23 protein-coding genes are annotated in these 21859 nt (G+C 70.1%); 14 read left to right on the top strand and 9 right to left on the bottom strand.

Annotation, left to right across the window (positions count from 1 at the left end; translation table 11 throughout):
- Positions 1–42: 42 nt before the first annotated feature.
- Together BCR15_RS10065 and BCR15_RS10060 are read left to right on the top strand one after the other, a co-directional pair.
- Positions 43–321: a site-specific integrase gene (locus BCR15_RS10065; RefSeq protein WP_068752074.1), complete on the top strand. Its 279-nt coding sequence runs from the start codon at positions 43–45 to the stop codon at positions 319–321.
- Positions 322–525: 204 nt separating this feature from the next.
- Entirely contained in the window at positions 526–1710 is a 1185-nt protein-coding gene (locus BCR15_RS10060; protein ID WP_068752231.1) for a Fic family protein, read from the top strand.
- A gap of 461 nt (positions 1711–2171) precedes the next feature.
- On the opposite strand, the gene BCR15_RS10055 is transcribed toward BCR15_RS10060, so the two are convergent.
- On the bottom strand, positions 2172–2612 hold the full coding sequence (locus BCR15_RS10055) for a CHRD domain-containing protein (RefSeq protein ID WP_068752073.1): 441 nt from the start codon (positions 2610–2612) through the stop codon (positions 2172–2174).
- Between the two features lie 157 nt (positions 2613–2769).
- On the opposite strand from BCR15_RS10055, the gene BCR15_RS10050 reads away from it, so the two are divergent.
- From BCR15_RS10050 to secA, 8 genes are all read left to right on the top strand, one after another.
- Entirely contained in the window at positions 2770–3339 is a 570-nt protein-coding gene (locus BCR15_RS10050; RefSeq protein ID WP_068752072.1) for a YdeI/OmpD-associated family protein, read from the top strand.
- An 81-nt stretch (positions 3340–3420) separates the two neighbouring features.
- Positions 3421–3981, top strand: coding sequence for a YqgE/AlgH family protein (locus BCR15_RS10045; RefSeq protein ID WP_068752230.1), 561 nt, complete (start codon positions 3421–3423; stop codon positions 3979–3981).
- 62 nt (positions 3982–4043) lie between these two features.
- A complete protein-coding gene (mtrA, locus tag BCR15_RS10040) occupies positions 4044–4745 on the top strand; it encodes an MtrAB system response regulator MtrA (protein ID WP_078919542.1) in 702 nt (233 codons plus the stop codon).
- Positions 4746–4809: 64 nt separating this feature from the next.
- The gene (mtrB, locus tag BCR15_RS10035) at positions 4810–6288 is read left to right on the top strand and encodes an MtrAB system histidine kinase MtrB (RefSeq protein ID WP_141680110.1); all 1479 of its coding nucleotides are present in this window, start codon (positions 4810–4812) and stop codon (positions 6286–6288) included.
- A complete protein-coding gene (locus BCR15_RS10030; RefSeq protein WP_068752071.1) occupies positions 6285–7976 on the top strand; it encodes an LpqB family beta-propeller domain-containing protein in 1692 nt (563 codons plus the stop codon). Before mtrB ends, BCR15_RS10030 begins: the two co-directional genes overlap by 4 nt.
- A gap of 48 nt (positions 7977–8024) precedes the next feature.
- Positions 8025–8651, top strand: a complete 627-nt coding sequence (locus tag BCR15_RS10025; protein ID WP_068752070.1) for a ComF family protein — start codon at positions 8025–8027, stop codon at positions 8649–8651.
- A gap of 167 nt (positions 8652–8818) precedes the next feature.
- A complete protein-coding gene (hpf, locus tag BCR15_RS10020; RefSeq protein ID WP_068752069.1) occupies positions 8819–9424 on the top strand; it encodes a ribosome hibernation-promoting factor, HPF/YfiA family in 606 nt (201 codons plus the stop codon).
- 139 nt (positions 9425–9563) lie between these two features.
- Positions 9564–12302, top strand: a complete 2739-nt coding sequence (gene secA / locus BCR15_RS10015; RefSeq protein WP_443081343.1) for a preprotein translocase subunit SecA — start codon at positions 9564–9566, stop codon at positions 12300–12302.
- On the opposite strand, the gene BCR15_RS10010 is transcribed toward secA, so the two are convergent.
- The 3 genes from BCR15_RS10010 to BCR15_RS10000 form a co-directional block, all read right to left on the bottom strand.
- On the bottom strand, positions 12299–12679 hold the full coding sequence (locus BCR15_RS10010; protein ID WP_068752068.1) for an Rv3235 family protein: 381 nt from the start codon (positions 12677–12679) through the stop codon (positions 12299–12301). The genes secA and BCR15_RS10010 overlap by 4 nt on opposite strands.
- A 133-nt stretch (positions 12680–12812) precedes the next feature.
- Positions 12813–14078: a hypothetical protein gene (locus BCR15_RS10005; RefSeq protein WP_068752067.1), complete on the bottom strand. Its 1266-nt coding sequence runs from the start codon at positions 14076–14078 to the stop codon at positions 12813–12815.
- Positions 14075–14404, bottom strand: a complete 330-nt coding sequence (locus tag BCR15_RS10000) for a hypothetical protein (protein ID WP_068752066.1) — start codon at positions 14402–14404, stop codon at positions 14075–14077. The genes BCR15_RS10005 and BCR15_RS10000 overlap by 4 nt, the downstream gene beginning before the upstream one ends.
- 52 nt (positions 14405–14456) lie before the next feature.
- On the opposite strand from BCR15_RS10000, the gene BCR15_RS09995 reads away from it, so the two are divergent.
- Both BCR15_RS09995 and ku read left to right on the top strand, forming a co-directional pair.
- Positions 14457–14939, top strand: coding sequence for a DUF6912 family protein (locus BCR15_RS09995; RefSeq protein WP_078919544.1), 483 nt, complete (start codon positions 14457–14459; stop codon positions 14937–14939).
- A gap of 1 nt (position 14940) precedes the next feature.
- Positions 14941–15750, top strand: a complete 810-nt coding sequence (gene ku / locus BCR15_RS09990; RefSeq protein WP_068752065.1) for a non-homologous end joining protein Ku — start codon at positions 14941–14943, stop codon at positions 15748–15750.
- Here ku and BCR15_RS09985 read toward each other — a convergent pair.
- A complete protein-coding gene (locus BCR15_RS09985) occupies positions 15747–16217 on the bottom strand; it encodes a DUF2505 domain-containing protein (RefSeq protein ID WP_068752064.1) in 471 nt (156 codons plus the stop codon). The two genes, ku and BCR15_RS09985, sit on opposite strands and share 4 nt — an antisense overlap.
- Positions 16218–16261: 44 nt before the next feature.
- Here BCR15_RS09985 and BCR15_RS09980 point away from each other — a divergent pair, with 44 nt between their 5' ends.
- On the top strand, positions 16262–17113 hold the full coding sequence (locus BCR15_RS09980) for a PHP domain-containing protein (RefSeq protein WP_068752063.1): 852 nt from the start codon (positions 16262–16264) through the stop codon (positions 17111–17113).
- A gap of 52 nt (positions 17114–17165) precedes the next feature.
- Positions 17166–18254 carry a tryptophan--tRNA ligase gene (gene trpS, locus BCR15_RS09975; protein ID WP_068752062.1) on the top strand — a complete coding sequence of 363 codons (1089 nt, stop codon included), beginning with the start codon at positions 17166–17168 and terminating at the stop codon, positions 18252–18254.
- Here trpS and BCR15_RS09970 read toward each other — a convergent pair.
- From BCR15_RS09970 to ligD, 4 genes are all read right to left on the bottom strand, one after another.
- Positions 18248–19699, bottom strand: a complete 1452-nt coding sequence (locus BCR15_RS09970) for a DEAD/DEAH box helicase (protein WP_068752061.1) — start codon at positions 19697–19699, stop codon at positions 18248–18250. The genes trpS and BCR15_RS09970 overlap by 7 nt on opposite strands.
- Positions 19700–19781: 82 nt before the next feature.
- Complete coding sequence (locus BCR15_RS09965; protein ID WP_068752060.1) at positions 19782–20006, bottom strand: DUF3107 domain-containing protein; 225 nt, start codon at positions 20004–20006, stop codon at positions 19782–19784.
- 31 nt (positions 20007–20037) lie between these two features.
- Positions 20038–20826 carry a PP2C family protein-serine/threonine phosphatase gene (locus BCR15_RS09960; RefSeq protein ID WP_068752059.1) on the bottom strand — a complete coding sequence of 263 codons (789 nt, stop codon included), beginning with the start codon at positions 20824–20826 and terminating at the stop codon, positions 20038–20040.
- Between the two features lie 32 nt (positions 20827–20858).
- Positions 20859–21800 (bottom strand): non-homologous end-joining DNA ligase, encoded by a 942-nt coding sequence (ligD, locus tag BCR15_RS09955; protein ID WP_068752058.1) that lies wholly within the window; start codon positions 21798–21800, stop codon positions 20859–20861.
- Between the last annotated feature and the right edge of the window lie 59 nt (positions 21801–21859).

Below are 21859 nucleotides of genomic sequence, written 5' to 3'. Positions count from 1 at the left end.
TGACGCAGCCGACGCACCGCTGTTCCCGAGAGCCCCCGCGGCATGCAGTACCTGCATCCGAAAGTGCTGCGGAACCACTTCGCCAAGGCGATCGAAGCGGCCGACGCCAAGCTGACGGCCGCCGGCCGCCCGATCGTCCCGAAAGGATTCGTGTGGCATGGCTCGCGCCATTCTGCCCTGACGATGATCGCGGGCGCCGGGGCCACCACGGAGGAACTCCTCACCTTCGGCGGCCACAGCGACGTCCAGGTCGCGTCGACGCGCTGCGTCGCAGCATCTCGTCGAGGGATCTTCCCGCGGCCCGGCATGGCGCGCGACTGATCAGGGTCCGCGTGAAGAACCTCGACCGCCAGTTCAGTCGGATCCCGGCGGTCGGTCAGCTTTCGCGCCTCCACTGACAGTTCATGGCTCGAGCCAGGGACCTACTCTCAGGGCGCTAGTGAGAATGGATGCTGTTAGTCTCTCAACAGGGCGTCTAATGAGAATATGCGGCTATGATTCTCTCATTAGGAGGACGTGGAGCATATGGAGACCTGGGACGCCTGGCCGGGTGTCGGATACATCGAGGCGACGTGGCACGCCGATGATCCGGCTGCCAGCAGGCGCCAGCGTGCATTGAACCGGGGCACCTTCCGGTTTGCGGTTCCCGCGGTCATCGGCGACCTCGCACCACGCGTGGATCCGGCGCTGGCGGGCGAAGCGGACCAGGTCTGTGCAGACATCCGGGCGTTCGACGCCGAATCGGCGTCCTGGGGCGTCCCGTTCGCGTCGGTCCTGCTGCGCACCGAGTCCGCCTCGAGTTCGCAGATCGAGAACCTGACCGCCGGGGCGCGGGCGATCGCACTGGCGTCGCTGGGCGGCAGGACCGGAGCCAACGCGGTGATGATCGCGGCCAACACCGACGCGATGCGGGCAGCGATCGAGCTGGCCGACAGGATCAGCCCGAACACGATCAGGGCAATGCATGAGCGTCTCAATGGCGGGGACGACCCGGCCAATGCCGGCAGGTTCCGCGACCAGAGCGTGTGGGTCGGGGGCCGGTCCCCGGTGACCGCCACGTTCGTGGCGCCCTCGCATGACCAGGTGGAGTCCGCGATCGATGATCTGTGTGTGTTCGCGCGCCGTACCGATCTGCAGCCCATGGTGCAGGCCGCGATCGCGCACGCTCAGTTCGAGACCATTCATCCGTTCACCGATGGCAACGGGCGAACCGGTCGGGCTCTCGTGTCGTCGATTCTTCGGCATCGTGGGGTGTCTCCGCGGATGACGGTGCCGATCTCCTCGGGCCTGCTGGCGGACACGGGGGAGTACTTCGCGGCGCTGACCGCTTACCGGCGCGGAGACCTTGTGCCCATCGTGGAAGCCTTCGTCGAGGCCAGTCGTCGGGCCATGGAGAATGCGAACATCCTGCGTTCTGACATCAACGATCTCCGCGACCGCATTCTGGCCACGGCTGACCGGCGGACTGCGAATCTGATGAAGGTCGCGGATCTGTGTTCGGGCGAGCCGGCGCTTACCGCCGAGATGGTGGCCGATCTTGGAGTACCGGTGCCCAGCGTTTACCGAATCCTTGACCGTCTGGTCGCGACCGGGGTGTTACGTGTCGAGAAGCCGATCGGTGGCGTCAGGGTCTGGACCGTCCCAGGCCTGCTCTCGGCGCTTGACCGGTTCGCCGAACGGGCAGGACGACGAACGTTCAGCGGTGGCTGACGTGTTCGAATCCTGTCAAACCCGCCGAGGTCTTTGGCTCAGTCGGAACCGCATTGGGGAAGCCGATGCTGGGCCCGTGCCGCATACGTGCCAGACCACCGGAGCGATCGACTCGTAGGCCGCCGCGAATCTCGAGCCTCGGCTAGCAAACACATGCCGATCTCGCAGCCGATGTGCGTACCCTCGCGACATGCCGCCCTTACCCTCAGCGTGCGGGGCCAGCCGGTCCGTGTTTGTGGGCAGCAGTTCTTGGAACACCGCGCTGACTGACTGGGAGGCCTGGCCAGGCCGCACGGCCCACACCCGCCATGCCGCTGCAGCCTCCGCAGCCCGGCGACGGCACCCCTTCGATGCGGATGCTGCCAACCAAGAGCTGCTCCCCACATGAGAGCGGCACGAAACCTGGGGCGATTCAGTTCGCTGACGGCCCCTTTATACGTTGTCGGACCGCCCGGGGCTGGTCACTTCAGCTGGCCACGGATCTCGCCGGCCGGATTGGTGGGCGTGTGCACATTGACGTAGTACGCGCGCGGGTTCTCCCCGATTGCTTCAAGGAGCGAGGCCTCGACGACAGCGCATCCGGCTGTCTCGAAGGTGGTGGTGTTCTCGACCATCAGTGGGACGACGACGGGTCCCGGCGTATTGCGAGGCCCTACGTGGATGTGGGCGGCTGCCGCGGGGGCGGACAGTCCGGAGACGGAGAGCGTGTAGCACAGTTCAGTTCCCGACACCTCGTAGCTGAACCAGCCCCGTGCGCCGTGGTTCAGCGGGGCGGGAGCCTCCTGTCCCCCGTTGAGAGGGATCGCTCCTGCGGCACTGGCCGACCCGCCGGCCACGACCATCGCCCCGATCGACGCCACCGCGAGTGCCACGGAGCGTAGGTGTCGTGTGGTCAGGATCATGATCGCCTCCGTTTCCTTGTGATCCTTGGCAATGTAGGCATGCGTCCAGGGGAGATACAAGCAATTGGAGCCGGGTTGGGGTCCGACGCAGTGACCGCGGGGCTCCGGGTCGCGGAGGATCTTGTGCCGCGCCCCTCGTCGCCAGCAGGATGACAGCATGGTGACGGATGCAGAGCATTTCCACCCGGCGACGCTGGAGGACTGGCGGAACTGGCTCGCGGCGAACCATACCCGTCGCGAGGGTGTCTGGGTGGTGGGCTGGCGCGCCCGCTCGGGCCGGACCGCCGTGCCGTATGAGGACCTCGTCCGCGAGGCGCTCTGCTGGGCTTGGATCGACGGCCAGGTGAAGGTGCTCGACGAGGAGCGTGCGATGCAGTGGATGGCGCCGCGGCGTGCGAACAGCCCGTGGGCCGCCTCCAACAAGGCGCGCGTGGCCGAGCTTGCGCGCGAGGGTCGCCTCCAACCTGCCGGTCTCGCCGCCATCGAGCGGGCGAAGGCGACGGGGATGTGGACCGTGTTCGACTCCGTGGAGGCGCTGGAGGAACCGGCTGAGCTTGCAGCAGCCCTGGACGCTGATCCGGCAGTTCGCGGCGCCTGGAAGGCATCGCCACCGAGCGTCCGGAAGCAGGCGTTGGGCTGGATCGCTCTGGCACGCCGCCCGGAGACGCGGGCCGCGCGCCTCCACACCATCGTCGAGAGGCTGACGCGGGGAGAGCGTCCGGTCTGAGCTGGTGCGGGGGCGCCGGCTTCCCGCGTCCCGCCGAGGACGAATGCGTCGTCGTTCCGGGCGGATAGAGTGGGTCTCGTGATGCACACGGGAGCGATCGCCGCCGGGCAGTTGCTCGTGGCCACGCAGCCCGGGCGCGGCGGCTACTTCGACCAGTCCGTCATCCTGCTGCTCGAACACAACCCTCAGGGCACCATCGGGGTCTGCCTGACGCGGCTGTCGGAGCTGCCGGTCTCGGGGGTGCACGAGGCCTTCCGCGACCACATGAGTCCGCCAGTGGCGCTGTTCGAGGGCGGCCCCGTCAACCCCGACGTGGTCGTTGCGCTCGGAGAGCCGGCCACGCCGACGGCCCCGCCACCAGGGTGGCAGGCCATCGCTCCGCACATCGGCGTCGTCGACCTCAACTTCCCCCCTGAGCTCGTCGGGTCGTCGTTCAACCAGCTGCGGCTGTTCGTCGGGCTGTCCGGATGGTCACCCGGACAGCTGGAGAACGAGCTGATCCGCGGATCGTGGTTCCGGACGACCGCGCACGCCGAAGACGTCTTCGGCACCCCCGAAGGTCTCTGGCGCCGGGTCCTGCGCCGCGTCGGTGGCGCGCCGGGCAGGTGGTCGACCTGGACCGACGAACCGGCGCTCAACTAGGCATTGGCCTGTCACGGCGTCGTGGCTGGCTACCATGGACGCGAACGCAAGAGGAGATCGGTGTGAGCGACCCGAGAGGTAAGGCGCGCATCCTCGTCGTCGACGATGACGCGGCGCTGTCGGAGATGTTGCAGATCGTGTTGAGGCAGGAAGGCTTCGACACGGTCCGCTGCTCCACGGGCGACGCCGCCGTCGCCGAGTTCAGGCAGGCGCGTCCCGATCTCGTGCTCCTCGACCTCATGCTGCCCGGCCGCGACGGTGTCGCGGTCTGCCGCGACATCCGCGCCGAGTCCGGCGTGCCGATCGTCATGTTGACGGCCAAGTCCGACACCGCGGACGTCGTCGCGGGCCTCGAGGCCGGCGCGGACGACTACGTGGCGAAGCCGTTCAAGGCCAAGGAACTGGTGGCCCGGATCCGCACCCGGCTGCGTCGCTCGCAGGAGGAGTCGGGCGCCGACACCCTCACCATCGGGGACCTGACCATCTCCGTGTCCTCCCATGCGGTGCGGCGCGGCGGTATGCAGCTGTCGCTGACGCCGCTGGAGTTCGATCTGCTGCTCGCGCTGGCCAAGCGGCCGTCACATGTCTTCACCCGCGAGGCGCTCCTCGACGAGGTGTGGGGCTACCGCAACTCGGCGGACACGCGGCTGGTCAACGTCCACGTGCAGCGGTTGAGGTCGAAGGTGGAGAAGGATCCGGAACACCCCGAGATCGTCGTCACCGTGCGGGGAATCGGGTACCGGGCCGGTGAGCCGAGGGCGTAGGACCCAGGGCGGGGTGCGCCGACTGTGGTGGCGGTCGCTGCCGCTGCGGGTACTCATCTCCACTCTGGGTCTGTCGATGCTCCTCATGGTCCTCGCTGGCGTCGTCCTGCTCCAGCAGGCGACGGCGGGCGTCGTGGCCGCCAAGAAGAGCGCGTCGCTCAACGAAGCGGCCGGCGTGTACGCGTTCATGCAGGCCCAGCTGCGCAGCCCGGAGAACCGGGGCGTCGCCGTCCACGAGGCGCTCAACCGCCTGGCCGACCTGGCAGACGCCCAGGCCGCCCAGTACCGCGTGGTCATCGAGGGCCCCACGTCACGCCTGGTGTCCACCGGCATCCGCTCCGAGTCCGTTCCCACCGATCTCGTCGAGCGCGTGGAGTCGTCGGAGGGGATGTTCGTGACGCCGACCCAGGTCGTCTTCACCGATCCCGGGGTGGCTCCCGAGCCCGGTTGGGCGATCGGCTCCGCGCTCGTGGGGGCGACGGGGGAGCGGTATCCCGTCTACTACATCTTCCCCATGACGACGGAGACCCAGACGCTCCGCGTCCTGCAGGGCGCCGTGGCCGGGACCGGTGTGGCTCTGGCGGCGGCTCTCGCCCTCGTCGCCTACCTGGTGACGCACCAGGTGGTGCGACCGGTGCGCCGGGCCAGTCAGACGGCGCTGCGGTTGGCGTCGGGGGAGTTGGGCGAGCGGATGGCCGTGCGCGGCACCGACGACCTGGCGAGCCTGGCGAAGTCCATGAACCGCATGGCGGCCCAGCTGCAGCAGCGGATCCGCGAGCTGGAGACCCTCTCGACGCTGCAGCAGCGGTTCGTCAGCGACGTGTCCCATGAGCTGCGCACGCCCCTGACCACCATCAGGATGGCCTCTGACATGATCCACGACTCCCGCTACGCGCTGGATCCGCTCACCGCCCGCTCCGCCGAGCTGATGCACAGCGAGATCGAGCGCTTCGACGCGATGCTCGCCGACCTGCTGGAGATCTCCCGGTTCGACGCGGGCGCCGCCGTGCTCACGCTCGAGGACATGGACGTCGCGGCGCTGGTCGAGTCGGAGGTCGCGGCCGCGCGGGCGATGGCTGAGGCAGCAGGGGTCCCCCTCAGCCTGCAGCGGCGCGGCCGGGACACCACCGCGATGGTCGACTCGCGGCGGATCCGCAGGATCCTGCGCAACCTCATCACCAACGCGATCGAGCACGCGGAGGGCAGGCCGGTGGATGTGGTGGTCGCGGCCGATGAGCACGCCGTCGCCGTCACGGTCCGCGACCACGGCGTGGGCTTCGAGGCCGAGCACGCCGCACGGGTGTTCGACCGGTTCTGGCGGGCCGATCCCAGCAGAACCCGGATCGTCGGTGGCTCCGGGCTCGGGTTGGCCATCTCCATGGAGGACGCCCGGCTGCACCGAGGCTGGCTCACGGCCTGGGGGAGGCCCGGCCGCGGCGCCCAGTTCCGGCTCACCGTGCCGCGCGATCCGGAGCACGATCTGTCCGCGTCGCCCCTGCCCGTCATCCCCCTCGACGACGATCAGCTGGAGGTCGGCAGATGAGACCGCTCGGAGCTCTGATCACGCTGCTGGTGCTGCTGTCCGCCGGATGCACCGGGATCCCCACGGCCGGCCCCATCGAGGAGGTGCCGGTCTCCACCCAGCCCCGCGGCATCGACATCGCCCCGCAGCCGCCCGAGGCAGGGGTGGCGCCCGCGCGACTCGTCGAGGGTTTCCTCCAGGCCATGGCCGCGCCGGAGGGTGACTACGCCGTCGCCCGCCAGTACCTGACCCCGGCCGCCGCCGAGGAGTGGGACCCCGCGTCGGCCACCGTCGTCGACGCCACCGTCACCGGCGACGGCGAGATGGCCTCGTTGACGGGCCAGCGGCTCGGCACGCTGGACCTGCACGGGCATTACACCGCCGCCGCCGCGCCATTCGTGCACCAGTTCACGCTCACGGAGCTCGACGGGGAGTGGCGCATCGCGGCGCCACCACCCGGGCTGCTCCTCACCCGCTACATCTTCGAGCGCTACTACCAGCGGATCACCCTGTACTACCTGGCCCGGGCCGGCGGGCACGTGGTGCCGGATCCGATCCACCTGCCGGAGACCCGCGTCACCCCGGAGGCGATCGTCGAGGCCCTCCTCGCGGGCCCGTCGCCTACTGTCGCCCAGGCGGTGTCGAACGCGCTGCCCAACGGAGTCAGGCTGGGGGCCGCCGGAGCCAGCCTCAACTCCGACGGCGTCGTCACCGTGGACCTGGCCGGCCTGTCCGAGCGGCTCGGCGACGACGCGCGCCGCAGGCTGGGGGCCCAACTCATGTGGTCGCTCACGGCCATCCCCCGCGCCACAGGGCTGGTGGTCACCAACGACGGGGTTCCGTTCATCCTGCCGGGGAGCCGTGCCGACGGGGTGCTCGAGCTCGCCGGGCAGCAGGGCTACCAGATCCTGTCCCGGGCCGCCTCGGTCGATCTCTTCGCCGTCGACGACGGCGCCCCCGGCCGGTTGACGGGCGACGGCCAGGTCGAGCGATGGCGCAACGTCGACCTGCCTGTCGCCGACATCGCGGTGTCCCTGGACGGCGAGGCCGCCATCATCGACGACTCCCGCACAGTGCTGGCCGTCGGGGCCCCCGGGTCCGAGCTCACCCGGGTGGAGACGGGCTACACGAACCTCAGGTCGCCCAGCTTCTCGCTGGGGGTCCTCTGGTTGCTCGCCGACGGACCCTCCGGCCGCCCCGTGCTGCTGACGGTGGACCGGCAGCGCTCTGTCGAGCTGGTGTCCCTCGATCTGCCCGTGGGACTGGAGGTCCTGGAGTTCGCGGTGTCACCGGCCCGGGCGAGGATCGCCCTCCTCGTCGGGTCAGACGACACCGGCCGGCTGGGCATGGCCCAGGTGTTGCCGACGACGCCCGTCACGGTCACGGGATGGGCGCCGCTGCCCATGGTGGACACGTCCGGGCAGTCGCTCACCGACGTCTCCGCGGTGGCCTGGCAGGCGGAGACCTCCCTCGCGGTCGCGGCCACCAGCGACGGGCTGCGCTCGGTCTACTCGGTCGAGATCGACGGCTCGCTCGTCGAGGAGCTCGGGCCGTTCTCCGGCGACGTCGCCGGGCTGACCGCCAACGCCCGCCTCGGAGGCGGGGCCATCGCCACCAGGACGGCTGCGGGGACGGTCTGGCGCTATGAGGCCCGCACCCGATGGACGCGACTCGCCGAGGACATCGCCGCCATCGCCTACGCCAGCTGAGGCTGTGGACAGTGGTGACCGGGCGAGGACGCCGCCCACCATGACGCCATGCACAGATTCATCGACGCTGCCGCCGACCTCCTCCTGGGTGCGGCCTGCCCCGGGTGCCGCGCGCCGGGGTGGGGCCTCTGCCGCGACTGCCTCGAGGCGCTGGAGGGTTCAGTCCGCCACCTCGACCGCGGCCTCGAGACACCCCTGACCGCGGCCTGCGCCTACCGACCGGTGCTCAACCACGTCGTGCCGCGCTACAAGGACGACGGAGCCCTCCATCTGGCCGGAATGTTGTCGGAGTTGCTCGCCCGCGCCGTCGCCGGCCTCTCGCCGCCGCACGGGACCATCCTCACGCCCGTCCCGTCCCGGCCATCGGCGGTGCGCGCCCGAGGCGACGACCACGCGCTCAGGCTGGCCCGGGGAGCCGCCCGTCGCCTCGGCCTGCCTACGGCGACGCTGCTGGTCCGCGCGGTTTCGGGTCGGGACCAGGAGGAACTCGGCCGTGAGGCCCGCGCGGCCAACCTGGCCGGGTCGATGGCGGGCCGCCCGAGCCCGCGGCCCGTCGTGGTCGTCGACGACGTCGTCACCACGGGCGCATCGCTCCGCGAGGCGGTCCGGGCGCTGCGTGCCGCGGGCGTCGTCGTCGTGGGAGCGGCGGTCATCGCGGACGCCGACTATGCCTGAGGATCTGGTTTCGCTCCTGACAGGGTTGTTCGATGGGGGTAGCGTTGATTCATGGAGAAGCCGCAGGCCCGTTCAACGGGGACCCTGCGGCTTGTGCCATCCGTGCCCCGGAAGGCACCGGGCACGGCCGAGATGGGCCGACAGGCCCCACGACAGACGGAGGAACGATGGACATCGTCGTCACAGGTCGGCACTGCACGATCAATCCCGAGCTGAAGGAACTGGTCACCGAGCGGCTGGCCACTATCGAGCGATTGCGGGACAGGGTGATTCGCGTCGAGGTCGAGTTCCATGCCTCCGAGGGGACCAAGGACCCCTCAGACGCCGTCGAGGTGCAGCTGACGCTACGCAGCCGCGGACCCGTCGTGCGGGCCGAGGCCCGCTCGAACGACAAGGTCCAGGCTTTCGAGACGGCCCTCGACCGACTCAAGAGCCAGCTGCGCAAGGCGGCCGACCGGCGCAAAACCCACCGTGGGCTCCGGGCCGCGGCCGTCCCAGACGTCGTCGCGACCCCCACCGAGGCCGAGAGCCTCAACGGCGACGGCGTGGAGACGCACTCCGTGGCCGGCCTGGTCGTGACGGGCGACGGCCCCCTCGTCGTGCGCGAGAAGGAGTTCAGTACGGCCCCGCTGACCCTCGCCCAGGCGCTGGACGAGATGGAACTGGTCGGGCACGACTTCTTCCTCTACCAGGACGCCGACACAGGGCGCCCGTCGGTGGTCTACCGGCGCAAGGCCTACAACTACGGCGTGATCCACCTGAACGTCTCCTGAGTCCGACACCGACGAGCAACCCCGTGCCCCGGCCCCCGGCCGGGGCACGGCGGTCTCCGCCCCTTTGCCGCTGGCGTTAGGATGGCCAGCGGTATCGCCGTGGACGTCGCGGTGGACGCGGAAGGTGAGGAACCTCTTCATGGGTGTCATGGATTTTCTGAGCGGCCTTGGTTCGGGAGCACAGCTGCGCAAGCTCCAGAAGGTGGCAGATCAGGTCAACTCCATCGAAGAGGACTTCCGGGCCATGTCGGACGCGGAGCTGCGGGGGGAGACCGACACCTTCCGGGCGCGCATCGCCGACGGCGAGTCTTTGGACCGCATCATGCCGGAGGCCTTCGCGGTCGTCCGCGAAGCGTCGGTGCGTGTGCTCGGCAAGCGGCACTTCGACGTGCAGCTCATGGGTGGGGCCGCGCTGCACTGGGGCAACATCGCCGAGATGAAGACCGGTGAGGGCAAGACGCTGGTCGGCACACTGCCGGCCTATCTCAACGCGTTGACCGGTGAGGGCGTCCACATCGTCACCACCAACGACTACCTTGCGAAGTACCAGTCCGAGCAGATGGGCCGCATCCACCACTTCCTGGGGCTCGAGGTCGGGGCGATCCTCGCGTCGATGACCCCCGAGCAGCGCCGCGCCGCCTACAACGCCGACATCACCTACGGCACCAACAACGAGTTCGGCTTCGACTATCTGCGAGACAACATGGCGCTGCGTCGCGACGACCTCGTCCAGCGCGGGCACCACTACGCCATCGTCGACGAGGTCGACTCAATCCTCATCGACGAGGCCCGCACCCCGCTCATCATCTCCGGCCCAGCCGAAGACACCCACGAGTGGTACCCGGTCTTCTCGAAGCTCGCGAAGACGCTGGTCCGGGACGTCGACTACGAAGTCGACGAGAAGAAGCGCACCATCGCCGTCCTCGCCCCCGGCATCGAGAAGGTCGAGGACCGCCTCGGCATCGACAATCTCTACGAGTCCGCCAACACGCCGCTCATCTCGTACCTCAACAACGCCATCAAGGCGAAGGAGCTGTTCAAGCGGGACAAGGACTACGTCATCGCCGGCGACGAGGTGCTCATCGTCGACGAGCACACCGGCCGCACCCTGGCTGGACGGCGCTACAACGAGGGCCTGCACCAAGCCCTGGAGGCCAAGGAGGGCGTGCGGATCAAGGACGAGTACCAGACGCTCGCCACCATCACCCTGCAGAACTTCTTCCGCATGTACTCGAAGCTCGCCGGCATGACGGGTACGGCGAAGACGGAGGAATCCGAGTTCCAGAAGATCTACGGCCTGGGCGTCATCCCGATCCCGACGAACCGCCCCATGGTCCGCATCGACCAGCCCGACCTCATCTACCGGACGCAGGAGGCCAAGTACGAGGCCATCGTCAAGGACGTCGTCGAGCGTCACGAGGCGGGTCAGCCCGTGCTGATCGGCACGGCATCGGTGGCCAAGTCCGAGCTCCTCTCCGGTCTCCTCAAGCGCGCCGGCGTGCGGCACGAGGTCCTCAACGCCAAGCATCACGAGCGGGAGGCCTCCATCGTCGCGGAGGCAGGTCGCAAGGGTGCCGTCACCGTGTCCACCAACATGGCGGGACGCGGCACCGACATCATGCTGGGTGGCAACCCCGAGTTCCTGGCGGACTTGCAGCTGCGCAAGGCGGGCCTCGACCCCCACGAGACGCCCGACGAGTACGAGGCCCGGTGGGGCGAGACCCTCACCGCCCTGGAGGAGCAGGCGCAGGCCGAGCACGACGAGGTCGTCGCGCTGGGAGGGCTCTACGTCGTCGGGTCCGAGCGGCACGAGTCCCGGCGCATCGACAACCAGCTGCGCGGCCGCTCAGGCCGCCAGGGCGACCCGGGTGAGAGCCGTTTCTACCTCTCCCTCAGCGACGATCTGATGCGGCTGTTCCGCCCCGAGCTGTTGGAGCGGGCGCTGCTCATGATGAAGGTGCCCGACGACGTGCCCATCGACATGAAGTCGGTGTCGAAGTCCATCGAGAGCGCGCAGAAGCAGGTCGAGGGTCAGAACTTCGAGATGCGCAAGAACGTCCTCAAGTACGACGACGTCCTCAACCGGCAGCGGCACGCCATCTACGGTGACCGTCGCCGCGTCCTCGACGGCGCCGACGTCTCCGAGCAGCTGCGCGCGAACGTGCGCCGGGTCGTCGCCGATGTCGTGCGGGCCCACACGAGCGGCCTGCCGGAGGACTGGGACCTCGAGACGATGTTCACGGAACTGAAAACCCTGTATCCGGTGAGCGTCGACCCGGCCGTCGTCGACGAGGACCTGCCCGAGCAGCACGAGATGGTGGAGTTGTTCGTCGACGACGCGCTGCGTGCCTACGACGCGCGGGAGGCCGAGCTGGGCGAGGCGACCATGCGCGAACTCGAGCGCCAGGTGCTCCTCACCGTCCTCGACCGCAAGTGGCGCGAGCACCTGTATGAGATGGACTACCTGCGTGAGGGTATCGGACTGCGCGCCATGGCCCAGCGCGACCCGCTGGTCGAATACCAGCGGGAGGGCGGGGACATGTTCACCGCCATGATGGACGCCTTCATGGAGGAGGTCGTGGGCTTCCTGTTCAACCTGCAGGTCCAGGTGCGCCCGGCCGAGCCCGCCCTCGAGGTCGGTCTGGTCCGCGACGCCGAGGGCGCGCCCGTCCAGGTCCCCGCGCCGGACGTTCCCCTGGCCAAGGGCCTGGAACGGCACGCCGACGCCCACCTCAACTACTCGGCCCCCGACGAGACCGGGCACGTCACCACCACGGCCGACGAGGCCGGCGCCGGCACCGAGAAGGTCGGCCGCAACCAGCCCTGCCCCTGCGGCTCGGGTCGCAAGTACAAGGTCTGCCACGGCCGCACCAGCTAGGCAGCGACGGCCCCGAGCGGGGTCAACACCGTCAGATGCGTGCAGCGCCAGGCACCGCGGCGGACGTCCAGGCGGAGCACGCACGTCAGCGCCCTCCCGTCGAGGTCGAGCGTCACACTCGCCTCGACGGCCCGCTCGGTGGGCATCTGGGAGCGAACGCGGCGGATGGCCGCCCGTCGCAGATGTGGGTCCTCGACGTAGCGCGCCAGGCTGAGGAAGGCGTGGCCGCTCAGGTGCGGTCTGAGCTGATGCAGGGGCCGACGCCCCAGGATGGTCTCGACGACGGCGCCGGCCAGGGACAACGCCTGGCGCGGCGCGCGGACCGGCTGCGCCGGCGCTGGGCGGGACACGATGCTCACGGGTCTGGGGAGGCTCATGCCGTGGACGCTAGTGACGTGCGTCCGGGCTCCCCGCGCCCCCGCGTGGCCCAGACAACACCTGCCCCCGACCTGACAACACCTCCGGCGCTCCGGACAACACCCGCGCACCGGCGGACAACAGCTCGGCCGGTCAGCCCCCGAACATCAGCGTGAGACCGCCGACGGTGAACACCACCATCACCGCCAGCAGCGGCACGTGCACGGCCACCCGCTGCTCCCCGGAGCGCAGCGCGATGTCGTGCGTCACGAGCACCCCCGCGACGTGCCCCGTCACGATGGTGAGCACCTGGGCGACGGCGATCGCGGTGGGATACGCGAAGAGCCCCGTGGCCGGCGCCGCCTCCGCGAGACCGAACAGGTCCCAGCCCTGGCCCAGCGGGTCGCTGAATCGGAAGAGCGTGCGCTGCCCGTCGAGGTAGAGCATCGTGCCGTAGTGGGCTAGCGCGTAGCCCGCCACCAGCGGGATGAGCCCCGGTGCCAGCTGATCGGGGCCGAGTCCGCGGTAGGGCCGGGTGCCGAGATGGAACAGGGCGCCGATGAGTGTGACCGCACCGAGGAGACCGGCGGTCGCGGCCAGCCAGCCGGCCCACCCCGCGAGGTCCTGCGTGGCGCGGACCCACCAGGAGGTGTTGGAGAGGGCGTCGAACAGCGTGCCACCCAGGAGCACCGCTGCGAGGACCGCGAGGTGTCGCGGCGGATGCCAGGAGGCCAGGTTGCGCAGTGGGTTCACCAGCAGGAGAACGCCTCTGCGGGTGCGGGCCCAGGGGGAGACACGTGCGATGGCGGAGGCGTAGGCCTCGAACGGATCGGCGCGTGCGATCCACGTCTGGCCCCGGACCAGGACGCCGGCCACCACCCAGGCCACCCATGCCGCTGCGAAGCCCCGCAGGACGGGCAGCGTCGCACCGTCCGGCTGCACGAGCTCCAAGTACAGGAAGCCCAGCAGCGCAGCGGCTGCGGGAAGCCGCGAGCCGCCGGGCCGGCTCCCCGGCGGAGCCGTCGCCCCCGTGAACCTGAGGAGCAGCCGGAGCGGATTGGTGCGCCGGTAGACGCCGCCGAAGAGCAGCGAGACGGGGACGAGACCCACCCAGACCAGCACGTACACGAAGCCGAAGACGGGGTTGTCGATGCGGTCCTGCCCGAAGCTCAGTGCCAACGCCGCGACCAGCCACACCAGCCCCACGGCGATCCGGAGCGGCCGCGAGAACCACGGCGAGTCGACGACGCGGGTCAGCCGCGGCAGTTCGATCCCGGCCTGATCACGGAACCGCGGGGTGCGCCACGCGAACAGGGCGACCCAGAAGGTGACCACCAACGCGCCGGCGGCACCCGCCAGGACCAACTCGAACGGCAGCGGGAGATCCCCGCGTGAGGCGATGCCGTGGAGCGGGATCACCGCACGACCAGATCGAGCCAGACTGCGTCGGTCACGTGGGACTCCACCTCGTAGGTCCCCGCCATCGACGCGTCGAAGGTCACGTCCGTGGCGACACCGGCCGGAAGGTCGGCCTCGATCTCGTAGCCGTGCACGTGCACGCGGTCGTCGGTGGGGGTGGTGATGCGCAGGGTGAGGGTCGCCCCGAGCGGCACGTCGACCGTCCGCGTGGCCGCAGGCGGGTCCGTCACCGTGAGGTCCACCGTCACGGGAGCCGCGTCCGGGGAGCCGCATCCGGCCAGCAGGAGCAGCGGCGGCAGCAACAGGAGTCCGAGCGTGCGCATCATGTCGCGGTCGAACCTACTCCGATTCCCGCCCTGCTGCATCTAGGCTGGTCGGGTGGAGCGACAACTGGTGTTCATCCCGATCGCGGCCGACGACATGGGCGCGCTCGACGGGTCGACGACGCTGCGGGAGCGTCCGGCGCACACCGTCACGCCCGAACTCCTGGCCGAGCTCGGCTACTCCGAGCGGGAGGCCGAGGACGCCGAGTACGCGGCGATGGTGCTGGCGTCGGTGGCGGGCCTCGCCCGTCACGGAACCCGGCTGGTGATCGTCGCTGAGGTCGACCCGTCGACGGTGCGACCCGGTGAGGATTCCGCGAACGGCGAGGTCGTGGTGGAGGTGTGTCCGACGCGGTCGATCACGGCGTGGTTCGCCGACGAGCCCGGCGCGGATGTTGGCGCCGCCGCCGCCGCGGCGCGGGGCCTGAGCATCGACGACGCGTGGGAGCTGCCGGAGGTGCAGGACCTGCTGCAGCGTCAGGATCTGCTGTGGAACGACGTCGTCGAGTACCGACGCGCAACCGGAGGAGGGGCGTGACATGCCACGATCGATCTGGAAGGGAGCGGTGTCCTTCGGCCTGGTGACGATCCCGGTGAAGGTCTACGGCGCCACGGAGGACAAGGACGTCTCGTTCCGGCAGGTGCACGCCGAGGACGGGGGCCGGGTCAGGCAGCAGCGGATCTGCGAGAAGTGCGGCCAGGTGGTGTCGTACTCAGATCTCGCGAAGGGGTACGAATCGGCGGACGGCAGGATGGCCATCCTCACCGACGAGGATTTCGCGAACCTGCCCCTCAGCACGCTCAAGACCGTCGACGTGGTCCAGTTCGTGGCCGAGCACGAGGTGGATCCGACGTTCTTCCAGCGCACCTACTTCCTCGAACCCGAGGCCACCGGCCAGAAGCCCTACGTGCTGCTTCGCGACGCACTGGCGAAGGAGGACAAGGTGGCGGTGGTCAAGGTGGCGCTGAGGCAGCGGGAATCGTTGGCGCTGATCCGCCCCAAGGACGACCTGCTCCTGCTGCACACCATGTACTGGCCGGACGAGCTCCGCGACGGAGACTTCGCCGCGCCGTCGTCGGAGGTGAAGATCTCCGACGCGGAGCTGGAGATGGCCAAGCTCCTCATCGCGCAGCTCGAGGGGACGTTCGACCCCGAGGCGTACGCCGACTCCTACCGCGAGGCCCTGCTCGAGGTCGTCGAGGCGAAGCTCGCGGGCACCGAGGCGCCGACGCCGTCGGAGACCTCAGCCCCCGTCGGCGATGTCGTCGACCTGATGGCCGCGCTCAAGGCCTCCGTCGAGGCTGCCAAGGCGCGGCGCGAGGCCGCCGGGCAGGCCGCGGCCAGCTAGCGGCCGAGCCACTCGGCGGCCCGACGCTCCAGGCCCGCGAACGCCTCCCGGATGAACGGCTCGATGTTGGACTCGACCTTCTTGCCGACCAGGGGGATGCGGACCCGCAGGTCGCCGGTGTAGGAGCCGCGGGTGGTGGCGCCCTCCGGGGTGAGGAGCGCGTCGGCGTTGACGTCGATGGGGAGTCCGGGGACGTCGACGTCGACGGTGCCCCGCACGCTGCCGTCGGCGGCCGGAGCGCCGAACCGGAAGACCTGGGTCAGCGACACGGCCTGGCCGACGAAGGCGGTGAGGCTGCCGGGCACGGGCAGCTTCATCTCGAGCCGCGTGGCGTCCGGCTCGATGCTCACCTCGTGCGTGATGGCACCGGCGTGCCGGGCCACGTCGTCGATGAACTCCCTGTTGCGCAGCAAGGCCACGACCGCGGCGGGCTCGGCGGGGTACTGGTGCGTGTACGCGAAATCCATGACCGCCAGCGTAGCCGCCCCCACCGGGACCCTAGGATGACCGCATGAAGATCGACCTGCACACCCATTCCAGGGTCAGTGACGGGACCGATACCCCGACGAGCCTGGTCATGAAGGCGCACGCGGCCGGACTCGACGTCATCGCGCTGACCGACCACGACACCTTCGGCGGCGTTGCCGAAGCGCAGGAGGCCGGCAAGCGCATCGGGGTCAAGGTCCTGAGCGGCATCGAGATCTCGACGGAGCAGACGGGGTCGTCGGTCCACCTGCTGGGCTATGGATGCGACCCGTTCGACCGCGACCTCAACGCCGAACTCGTCCGGATCCGGGTCGGTCGCACCGAGCGACTCCCGGCCATGGTGGCGCGCCTCACGGCGGCCGGGATGCCGCTGACGGTGGACGAGGTGATGGCGGCCGCCAACGGTGCCCCCGCCATCGGTCGGCCCCACGTCGCCGACGCCATGGTGGCCAAGGGTTATGTGCGCGACCGCGACGAGGCCTTCGCGCTGTGGATCGCGGAGGGCAGGCCCGGCTATGTGCACCGGTACGCCTGCCAGCTCGAGCGGGCCATCGACCTCGTGCACGCCGCGAAGGGGGTCGCAGTCCTCGCGCACCCCTGGGGCCGCGAGGGCAGGGCCGTGTTGACGGCGCCCTACATCGAATCACTCGTCCGGGACCACGGACTCGAGGGGATCGAGGTCGAGCACCCGGATCACGACGACGAGACGCGATCACTGCTGTTCGAGATGGGCGCCCGGCTCGGGCTGATCAGGACCGGGTCGAGCGATTATCACGGGCTCGGCAAGAAGCGCAATCCGCTGGCCGTCAACCTCACCCGCGCGTCCGCCTACCGCGACCTGGTGGCGCGGATCCGGCGTCGAGGCGGCGTCGTCTAGGGCGCTAGGCTGAGCGGACCCAGTCGGATCGACCCTAGGCAGGTTTCCACCCATGTCGCACGACGACACCTTCGACCCCGAGGCCACCCTCACGCGCGCGACCGAACGCAGCCGGGAGATCGAGGCGCAGCTGCTGACGGATCCGGCGCGGTTCCGGATCCTCACGGGCGACCGGCCGACGGGGAACCTGCACATCGGCCACTACTTCGGCTCGCTGCAGAACCGGGTCCGGCTGGCCACGCTCGGCGTGGAGACCTTCGTCGTCATCGCGGACTACCAGGTCATCACGGACCGGGACGGGGTCGGCCCCATCCGTGAGCGGGTCTACTCCCTGCTCACCGACTACCTCGCCGTGGGCCTCGACCCGTCCGAGGTGACGATCTTCACCCACTCGCAGGTGCCCGCCCTGAACCAGCTGATGCTGCCGTTCCTGTCGATCGTCACGGACGCCGAACTCCGGCGCAACCCGACGGTGAAGTCCGAGCTCGACGACACGGGCGACCGGCCGATGTCGGGCCTGATGCTGACCTATCCGGTCCATCAGGCGGCAGACATCCTGTTCTGCAAGGCGAACCTCGTCCCCGTCGGCAAGGATCAGCTGCCGCACCTCGAGCAGGCGCGTGTCATCGCCCGCCGGTTCGACGAGCGGTACGGCCGCGTCGACGACGACCGCCCCGTGTTCCCCGCCCCCCAGGCGCTGCTCAGCCGGTCCGGGACGGTGCTCGGTCTCGACGGCACCAAGATGTCCAAGTCCAAGGGCAACACCATCGAGCTGGGGATGACCGCGGACGAGACCGCCAAGCTGCTCAAGCGTGCGGTGACGGACTCGGACCGTCACATCACCTACGACCCGGTCAACCGGCCGGAGGTCTCGAACCTCGTCAACCTGGCCGCCCTCTGCCTCGACCGCGAGCCCGTCGACGTCGCCGAGGAGATCGGCGACGGGGGAGGCGGCGGCCTGAAGAAGCTGGTCACCGCCGCCGTCAACGACTACTTCGCGCCGATCCGGGCCCGCCGGGCCGAGCTCGCCGCAGACCCCGGCTACCTCGAGCAGGTCCTGGCGGACGGCAACCGTCGCGCGAACGAGGTCGCCGACGCCACCCTCGACGAGGTGCGCGGGGCCATGCGGATGGTCTACTGACCGGTCTCGTTGGCCGGGGCGCCCGGCTGGACCTCGACCCCGCCGCGGGTGCGGCGCCGCCGGCGCCGCGGCTTGCTCTCAACCTCGGGCGCCTTGTCAGCGGCGGGGTGATCCCCGGCAGGTTCGGTCGAGCGGCGCGTCCTGCGCCGCCGGCCTTCGGCCGGGGCGTGCTTGGCTTCGACGGCCTTCTCCCGCGCGGCGATCGCGCCGGGAAGACGTCCCTTCGTGCCCTCGGGGATGTCGTGGTCCGCGTACAGGTGCGGTGACGACGAGTAGGTCTCGGCGGGGGCGGGCATCTCGAGCTTCAACGCCTGGTCGATGAGCTTCCAGCGATGCAGATCGGACCAGTCGACGAAGGTGACGGCGACGCCGGAGTTCCCCGCACGCCCGGTGCGGCCGATGCGGTGCACGTAGGTGGCATCCGTGTCCGGGCACTCGTAGTTGATGACGTGGCTCACGCCGCTGATGTCGATGCCGCGGGCCGCGACGTCGGTCGCCACGAGCACGGAGATGGTGCCGGCGCGGAACTTCTTGAGGCTGCGCTCACGGGCCTGCTGGTTGAGGTCGCCGTGGATGGCGGCGGCGGCGAACCCGCGGTCGACCAGGTCGTCGGTGAGGCGCTGCGCGGCGCGCTTGGTCCGGCAGAACACCATGACCTTGGTGGTCTGGCGGCCCTGCAGGATGCGGGCGACCATCTCCGGCTTGTCGAGGTCGTGCGCCTGGTACACGTACTGGTCGATGTCCGGCACGGTCATCTGGGCGTCGTGGCCCTCGGCACGGATGTTGACGGGCCGGTTGAGCGTGGCGCGGGCGAGCGTGAGGATCGGGGCCGGCATCGTGGCGGAGAACAGCATGGTCTGCCGGTCCTGCGGCGTCTTGCGCAGCAGTCGTTCGATGTCGGGCAGGAACCCGAGGTCGAGCATCTCGTCGGCCTCGTCGAGGACCAGCACCTGGATCTGCGACAGGTCGAGCGCGCCGCGGTCGGCGAGGTCGAGCAGTCGCCCGGGCGTGCCGACGGCGATGTCGATGCCTGACTCGAGGGCGCCCAGCTGCTCGTCGTACCCGGTGCCGCCGTAGATGGTCAGTACGCGCATCTTCAGGTGCTTGCCGGCGACGTCGAGGTCGCGGCCGACCTGCAGGGCCAGCTCTCGGGTGGGGCACACGACCAGGGCGCGGGGGCGCCCGTGCGCGGGCTTCTCGCCGCCCGAGATGGTCACCATCCGGTGCAGGAGGCTGACGCCGAAGGCCAGCGTCTTGCCGGTGCCGGTCCGGGCCTGGCCGATGAGGTCGACGCCGGAGATGGCCAGCGGTACGGCCAGTGCCTGGATGGCGAAGGGATGGACGATGCCGACCTCCGCGAGGGCGGAGGTGATGGAGTCGTGAATGCCGAGGTCGGCGAAGGTGTCGTCGACCGGCTGCTCGTTGTCGCTCAGGGTTCTCCCCAATCTGGGACGAACTCACGGCGCGGTTGGCGCGCCGGAGGCGGGGCCATTGCTGCCCGCAGGCCACCAGCCTACCTCACGAGCGTCAGACCGCCCCGAAACCCACCGTCCGTGTGGTGGGGGAGCCGAGATCCAGGTACGCGATCCGAGCGCCGGGAATGAGGACCCGGCGGCCCTTCTCGTCGACGAGCTCGAACAGCGAGGCGTTCGCGACGGCGTCCCGCACGCGGTCGGCGATCTCGTCCGCCGGGACGGTGGTGTCGATGGTGACCTCGCGGGGCACGTCGGTGATGCCGATCTTGACTTCCATGGGAGACACTCTAGCCAGCGCGGGCAAGAGGTCAGGACACGCGGGCGAGGGCGACCGTGATGTTGTCCTTGCCGCCCTGCTCGTTGGCCCAGTCGACCAGGCTCTCGGCCAGATCGCCGGGCTCCGGGGCGGCGGTGGCGCGGTCCAGCAGGAGCCGCCCCATGTCGGCCGGGTCGCTCGCATAGTTCCACAACCCGTCGGAACACAGCAGCAGCCATCCCGGCCGGCGAACGGAGGCCGAGGTGACCGACGGGACGGTGTCGGTCGCCTGGCGGCCCAGCCACTTGGTGATCGCGTGGGCCTGCGCGGACTGCTCCGCGTCGTCGCGGGACATGCCGAGCATGATCCGCGCCTGTGCCATGGAGTCGTCAGTGCTGAGCAACGCCGCGGTGCCGTCGTCGGACACCAGGTAGGCGCGGGAGTCGCCGACGTTCCCGACGGTGACGAGACCGTCCTCGATGACGGCGACGATCAACGTGCAGGCCGCGGGATCCTCGGCTTCGGCGTGGACGGCGTCATTCGCGGCGTCGAAGGCTGCTCCGAGGGCGGCGCCCGGGTCGGTCCCCGCGCGCAGTGAGGTGATGAGCGAATCCACGGCCGTCTGCGCGGCCACGAGGGAGGCCCGGTCCGATCCGGGGGTGGTGCTCACGCCGTCGGCCACGGCGAGCACGGCCGCCTGCGGCGGGGTCTCGCGCACCGCGAGCGACAGCGCGTCCTGGTTCACGTCGTGCCGGCGCCCCGCATCGCTGCACCCCGCGATCCAGTCCGCGGGGACCCGGACGTAGTGCGAGCGTTCAGAGCGCTCGGGCGTGAGCTCCATGCATCCTCCCGGTGACGACTGCCCCCATAGTGTCAGAAGTCGGGGGACGGCAGCGACGGTGAGGCGGCCGTCGGCAGCGTCGCCGCCCACAGATCTCCCAGGCGCTGGACCCGGTCCAGCGCCTGCGTGGGACTGGTGCGCAGCACCGAATCGGGACGCAGCGCGGCCACCTCGTCCCAGGTCAGCGGCGTCGCCACCGACGGCTCATCCAGGCCGCGCACCGAATACGCCGTCACCGTGTTGCGCGCCGCGAGGTTCTGCCCGTAGTCGACGAAGACCAGGTTGGCACGGGCCTCCTTGCTCATCGTCGCGACGTACATCGAGGGGTGGCTGCGGGCCAGGTGCTGGGCGAGGGCGGTGGCGAACGCGTGCACGACGCTCGCGGGGGTGGGCTGGATGGGCACGGTCAGCTGGATGCCCTTGTTGCCCGACGTCTTGGGATGCGCCACGAGGCCCACCTCGGCCAGCACCGTCGCGGCTCTGATCGCGGCCCTGGCGGAGTCTGCGGGCGTGATCCCCGGACCCGGATCCAGGTCCACGATCAACGTGGTGGCGCGGGGCTCGTGCTCGCCGGAGAGCAGCAGCCCGTCGGGAGAGTCGGTGGCGTCGTGGATGAGCCACTGCGGGGTGTGCAGCTCGACCGCGGCGAGGTTCGCGAGCCACACGAGGTCGGCCGTGCGGTGGGCAGTCACGTAGGTGACGGTGCCGGCCGACGTGGCCACGTCCACGGTGTCGACCCAGTCGGGGGCGCCGGGGGGCACGTTCTTCTCGTAGAAGGAGGGGCCGGCCGTGCCGTCGGGGCAGCGGACCCGGGTCACGGCGCGGTCCCGGAGGTGCGGGAGCATCGCGTCGGCGACGCCGACGTAGTAGGAGATGAGTTCCCCCTTGGTGAACCCGGACGGGAAGAGGGGCTTGTCGAGATTGCTCAGGGTGAGCGTCAACCCGTCGATCCGGGTGGCGATCCGTTCACTCATGCGTCCTCCGTGCCTCAGCCTGCCATGGACCGGGCGTGAAAATGTCGGTCCGGGCTGGT

The organism is Tessaracoccus lapidicaptus, assembly GCF_001693815.1.
In the GTDB taxonomy this organism is placed as follows: Bacteria; Actinomycetota; Actinomycetes; order Propionibacteriales; family Propionibacteriaceae; genus Arachnia; species Arachnia lapidicapta.
The sequence above is the reverse complement of the archived record's forward strand: the minus strand, read 5'-3'. Positions and strand labels throughout refer to the sequence as shown.